Below are 5,897 nucleotides of genomic sequence, written 5' to 3' on the forward strand. Positions count from 1 at the left end.
CCGGCAGGTTTTCAACGTACACGCGCTTGAGCCCTTGCGCTTTCAAGGCTGGCAGGTTTTCGATGAGTAATTGCTTACTGGCAACGCTGGTATTGGATGCGCCAATGATCAGCCGCTTCTTGAATGGAAACAGGGTGGCAAGCGCAGTAGATGGGCTGGAATCCGGTGCCAGCACCGGCAAGCCGCTACGGTCCGGGCGCGCTGGAGGCGAGCCATAAAACGCGTCCGCGTCTTGAGTCAGGTGTTTCATCTGATCGAGATAGCTGTCGCGTAGAGGCTTCAACTGAAGATAGGCCCCGTCACTTATGCCCTGTGCAATGGCGTCGTCCGGAGGGCTGGTAACGATGCGCACATATTCAAGGTCGAGCGCGCGCCTGAAGTACTTCCCTTGCTCGGGTGCAATCTCGTAGGGCACCAGTAACTCGTCGACCTCTTCGCGCAGTAGCGTATGGCGCCCGCCTCCCGGAGTCGTGAAGCGCACCCAATGGCCATCGCTGTTCTGGTTGACCACACGTGTGGTTGACTGCATTTGCCCGGTGACTGGGTCACGGCGAAACAGCAGATGCCGCCCCAGGGAGTCCGGTGTGTTTTTGATCCAGAACTGCTCGGAATTGAACATCACAGGTTTCATTCCGGCAGCAATGCCGGGGTCTATATCGTTGATCAGCGTGGCCTGCTTCAGCGCCTTGGTCACCGGCCGCACGCGCAGTGCTTTAAGGGCCGGGCGAAAGTCAAACAGCACAGCGCCGCCCACATTGGCCAGGTAGCCAATGTAGTGTTTCAAGGCTTCGCCCGTGTCACCCTGTTGGTAGGCACTGATAGCGAGCATCGCGTCCTTGAACGCCAGCAAACCACCCAGGCCCAGGCTCAATACGGGAAAAGGGATAGTGGCGATGGCAGTGACCAATTCGACGCACGTCCACAGAATCCCCGTGATCATCTCCGTGCGATTGACCGTGGTGGCAACTACATCGTCTATTTTGCGCTGCAACACCATGTTGTAAAAATCATTGCGCGGGTCGCTCACGGTGGTGTCCGGGGTTATCCGGTCATAGCGCGCCGGGCTTGGGGTCGTACGGTCAATCGTTTCGGGTAAGCCATTGCGGGCAGTCTTCAGAAACGCTCCGATCCGTACCTGAGATGGGACCGGCACCCGACCCTGCAGGTAGTCCGACACACCGTCGACCTTTTTCAGCCAGTAGTTGAATAGCTTCGCTTCACGAAAACCGATGCCATCGGGTGCGTTGGGGGTGTAGAGCAAAACCGGGTTGCTTGCATGGCTGAACAGGTAGCTGCCTATCACCCAATCGCCGTCAATGCTCAGGCGATGTACCTGATAAGTCGAGCGGGTCGCCGCCGCTGTGTCGCCAAGGCTGTCGATCGCACGCTCCAACCAGGTCAAGTCGGCTCGGGCGATATGACCGCGCAGGCAGCCATCGAGTGCGGCGTACTTCATCTGCAGTTGTGTGATCGTCAAGGTGGCGTCGCGCCGTTTGGCGTAACCGGGACTGCTCGCGCTTTGCAAGTTGGCGCGCACTTCGTCGGTGTAGCGTTGCCCGATCCATACACCCGTCACCGCCCTTGATACGTTCTGCGGGGTCAAACGGCTCAGGTCCACGCCCACCGGCCCGCTGAACGTGGCCGAAGTGGAGAATTTCGGGTCGATGAACCCGACGTTATCCGTGTAACCGTCCCTGTACAGCCGGGTATAGGAAATGGGCTTCGGCGCACCGCCCAGCAACGGCCAGGGCGCCGACACAAACACGCTATCCGGGTCGATATCATTCTGACGGCGACCAAGCAGCGTGTTCAGGCTGAGTTTGGCTTTATCGTGCAGATAGGCATTGAAGGTAATGAAGTTCGCTTCTGAATCGGGCATGGCGTTATAGACGCGCAAGGCACCTGCGGCATCTTCGGCAAGGCTGGTCAACCGGGTTCGGTCCGCCGCCTGGGCTGAGCGATACCACAGCGGGGTGCTGTATTCGTAGTCGTCCTGCGCTGCGCTTTGCCCATGCATGACCATGGCGTCCAGGCATATCGTGTGGGAGCACACAGGGCCAAATGTCACTTCCTCATGTTCCTTTGCGTCGGGCCTGAAGCCCAAGCCTTTGAGGAACGTGTGCATCTTCGGCCGAAAACGCAGCGGGCATTGCTCCAACAGGTAGTCGCTCATGGTGCGACCCTTTAACCGGGTGTTGTCATCGGCCCAACCGATGATATGCGCCTGGCATTCGAGCTCGGTGGTGAACGCCAGGAACTGTCGCTCACGTGGCGAATCGGGGGTGCACAACAGCAAGCGTCGGATTTGGCCGTTGGCATCTTCCTCGCGCAATAACCACAGGTCTTTGAGTTGCGCGCCATGCAGCAGCACGGTGCGTGCGCACAGGAGCGGGTTCGTACCGGCCCGCAACGCTTCGAACAACCTGTGGTCTGCCGGGCTCAGGTCGCCTCGCAACCGGGCGACAAAGGCAAGCAACACCAGGCGATGATCAAACAGGTCGCGAGTGGCCTGCTTGTAGCCAGTTTCGGCCTGCATTTTTTTTTGCAGCGCGGCATAGTCCAGGCGCGGTTGCAGGCCAGGTTCGCGGAGGATGTGGAGCAGGCTTTGCGCACTCAGAACGGCATGGTCACCTTGCAGTGGCGCGTCGGCATAGGTCAGGGCGGTCGTGGTCAAAAAATCAGAGCCGGGCAACTCGTCGTCGGTATGCAGCCCGTCATAGCTTAATTGCACCAGATTGCGGGTCTGCTCATAGGTGCCGACATTGGCGACGTTGCGTCGGGTGGTGATGTTCAGGTGACGCGGGTCCAGGTCGTAGATTTCCAGCGCTTCGTCCAGATACTCGGTCAACTGGAAACTTGCCAGGGCTTGAGGCGACGCAACAGGCCCCAGCAGCTCGATATAGGTAGCCCGGGCCTGATTGTAATCCTGCATGCAACGACTCAGGGTTTGCTGGTCCGTCACAGCCGCGTTGCGATACCAATCCGGCAGGCTGTTATAGACGCCGCGCTCGAGTAGCTGTTGGCGCCTGAACGCCAAGCGTGACGACAAGTCTGGCAGCGCTGCTGTCACCGCGTTGTCCAATGCTGACTTGAGCTGCGTTGCCTCGTGCAATGGGTTGTCCAGCAGGCTCAATGCCAGTTCGATGTCCTGGCTGCGCTTGTCGATAATCGCGTTGTAGGTGTGTTCGAACAGTGGCTCGCCGTCAATGGGCAGCAATTGCAAGGGCCAGATATCGACGACATCCAGCGTTTGATAACGTACAGGCAAATGTCGGCAGAACTCCGCTCGACCCGCCGGTAGCGCCAAAGTCGCCTTGAGGCTCTGGTCGAGCTGCACCAGAGAGTCGAAGGCCTCCAGCCCCCTGTTTGGCGTGAACAACAAGACCTGGCCGAGGTTTTCTACCGACGTCAGGTTGTCCACGACTGGGCTGGACTTTCTCGTAAGAACGAAGGCCCCGGCAAATTCCACGGTTTTGTCCTGGTAGCTGAAATGAAGCGAGTACATGCCAGGACGAAAGGTCGGGCCTCGGGAGCAGTCTTCAACCATGCGCTGTTCGGCAGGGCTTAGCAGGTAATCACGCACATCCAGTTTGGCTTGCTGCTCCAACGCGCCAAGACCGGCCGCCTGGGTGAGGTAGCTCTTGCGGCCTTGAATGCCCACCGTGCTGACTTCGTCAAGGCCCAGCAGGTGCTTGTCCAAGTCGGTTTTGAGTTGGGCAAGCAACGTCTTGCCGGCCGCTTGGCTGAGATCTGCCTCCGTCAATGCCTCGAACAAGCTGCGTGACCTCGCCAACAGGACGTTGTTGGCGCTGATAAGGGTGGTGTTCAGTTGTTCCAGCGCATGCAGTTCGGCAGGTAATACGACAGGCTCCTGGGTTTGCGTGCGCAGGCCCGGGTCGATCTCAAGCAGGTGTGTACGAATTTCCTGAAACGTCGGTGACGCGGATGTAGGGCTCGGCGTGCTCATGGGCACGGTCCTCATACTGATGGAATGAACCCTCAGCATGAGACGCAGCCCGAGCGTATCTGCGGTAGATATTGTTGACCTGCCCGCGCCTCAGCCCAATCGAAAGCGCGCCGTGTTATCACTCAGCGCCAGGCTGCCCTTGCGCAAGGTATCGGCCGCCTGATTCACCGCCCGTGCGCCGTCCAGCAAGCGCCCCGCCGCCTGGTCGACCTGCTGGATATTGCCGCTGACCTCATCCGCCGTTGCAGCCTGTTCTTCCACCGCAGCCGCGATCTGCGCCAGGGTGTCAGTGACGTGTTGCACCGCACCGGCAATTTCGCCCAGGCGGGTGCCCAGGCCGGTGACGGATTCGGCGTCGGTCAGTGCCTGGTCGCACGCCGCGCCCATCAGGCTGACCGCCTGGCTGACAGTCGCGCGCAAACTGTCCACGGTGCCGGCGATCTGTGCGGTGGACGCCTGGGTGCGTTGCGACAGGCTGCGCACTTCATCGGCCACCACGGCAAACCCACGGCCCTGCTCGCCCGCACGCGCAGCCTCGATGGCCGCGTTGAGCGCCAGCAAGTTGGTCTGTTCGGCGATGCCGCGAATGGTGTCGACCACCGATTGAATCTGCTGGCCCTGCTGGCTGACCTGTTCCAGGGCGTTGGCGGTGTCGGTCAGGCGCTGGTTGAGCTGTTGGATGCTTGCCGTGGTGCGCAGGCTGTCGCGGCTGCTGTCTTCGGCGATACGCCTTGTGTGCTGCGCGCTGCCCGAGGCCTGTTCGCAACTCTTGGCCACGCCCATGGAGGTGGCGGCTAATTGGGTCGCGGCGGCCGCAATCTGGCTGATTTGGTGTTGCTGGTCTTCCACCTCGGTGAGGGTGCTGCCTGACTGCGCGTTAAGTGTGAGTACGGCAGAACCGAGTTGCTGGGTTTCGTGATTGACGCCCAGCAGGCTGGTGCGCAATTGCACCACCGCAACGTTGAGCGCCCGGCTGATCGCCGCCAATTCATCACGCCCTTCTACCGCCACTTCGACGCACAGGTTACCGTCGCGCAACGACTCGGCCAGTGTGGTGATGCCACTGGCGCTGCGGCGAATCGAGGCTTGCAGACAGGTAAACAAGTACAACGCGGCCAGGGCCAGCAGGCTGAACGTCGCCGCCACCGGAATAAAGTGCTGGAGCGAGCGCTCGCGGTAGTCACTCAGGCGCGTATCCAGTGAGTTAAGCGACTGGCTGCGCAACGCCCCCAACGCGCCCAACATGCTGTCGACGCTGCGGTCGAAGGCGGCGGTGTCCAATTTGATGGTGCCGCCAAACACGCCTTCATCCAAGGTTTTTAGTTCGTTATCCAGAAGCAGCAGGCTGCTGTCATATTGCGCCGTCCACGGCTCGATCCCAGGATATTGCTTGGCTTTGAGCGAAGCGGCGGCCTTGGCCAATTGGTCACGTGCATCGCCAATACGGCCGCGCAGGTCGCGCATCTGCAAGCGGCTTTGCAAGGTGAACTGCCCCGAAGCGATGGACGACTGGCCGACGCTGGCCGTGCGACCGATGCGCTCGATCAGGTTCGGGGTGTGCTGGGTGGAGATCTGCATCAGCAGGTAGGTTTCCAGCCACGGATCGAGGATCAGGCCAGTATCCAGAGTGATTTGCTCGCGCAAGGTTTGCAGCGCCGTCAACGCAGCAGTGAAACGGTCGTAGCCGTCCGGCCACCAGCCCACGGTGCGCAGGGACTGGGTGTCCATGCCCTTGACCGCCGCCTGCAATGCCTCAAACCGCGCAAGCGTGTCGGCGCTGGCGTTGCGGGCTTTGAGTGCTTCACCCAAGCCTTGCAGGCTTTGCATAATCATCGGGTTGCCTGCATCCACTTTGTCCATTGCAGCCTGGGCGGCAGGGGTTGGGGTGTGGAGGATATCCAATGCTTTCCAGCGCGCGGCCAGGTTGCGC

2 protein-coding genes are annotated in these 5,897 nt (G+C 60.5%); both read right to left on the reverse strand.

Annotated elements, in window-relative coordinates; all coding sequences use genetic code 11:
• On the reverse strand, positions 1 to 3,967 hold a 3,967-nt coding region (locus FEM54_RS22265), incomplete at its 3' end, for a dermonecrotic toxin domain-containing protein (RefSeq protein ID WP_138453049.1).
• A gap of 90 nt (positions 3,968 to 4,057) precedes the next feature.
• Positions 4,058 to 5,827, reverse strand: a complete 1,770-nt coding sequence (locus FEM54_RS22270; protein ID WP_420875326.1) for a methyl-accepting chemotaxis protein — start codon at positions 5,825 to 5,827, stop codon at positions 4,058 to 4,060.
• Between the last annotated feature and the right edge of the window lie 70 nt (positions 5,828 to 5,897).

This window comes from Pseudomonas edaphica, from assembly GCF_005863185.1.
Classification (GTDB): domain Bacteria; phylum Pseudomonadota; class Gammaproteobacteria; order Pseudomonadales; family Pseudomonadaceae; genus Aquipseudomonas; species Aquipseudomonas edaphica.

Coding starts and splice junctions, on each gene's coding strand:
- FEM54_RS22270 (WP_420875326.1), bottom strand. CDS start 5,827: ATGGACAAAGTGGATGCAGGCAACCCGATGATTATGCAAAGCCTGCAA.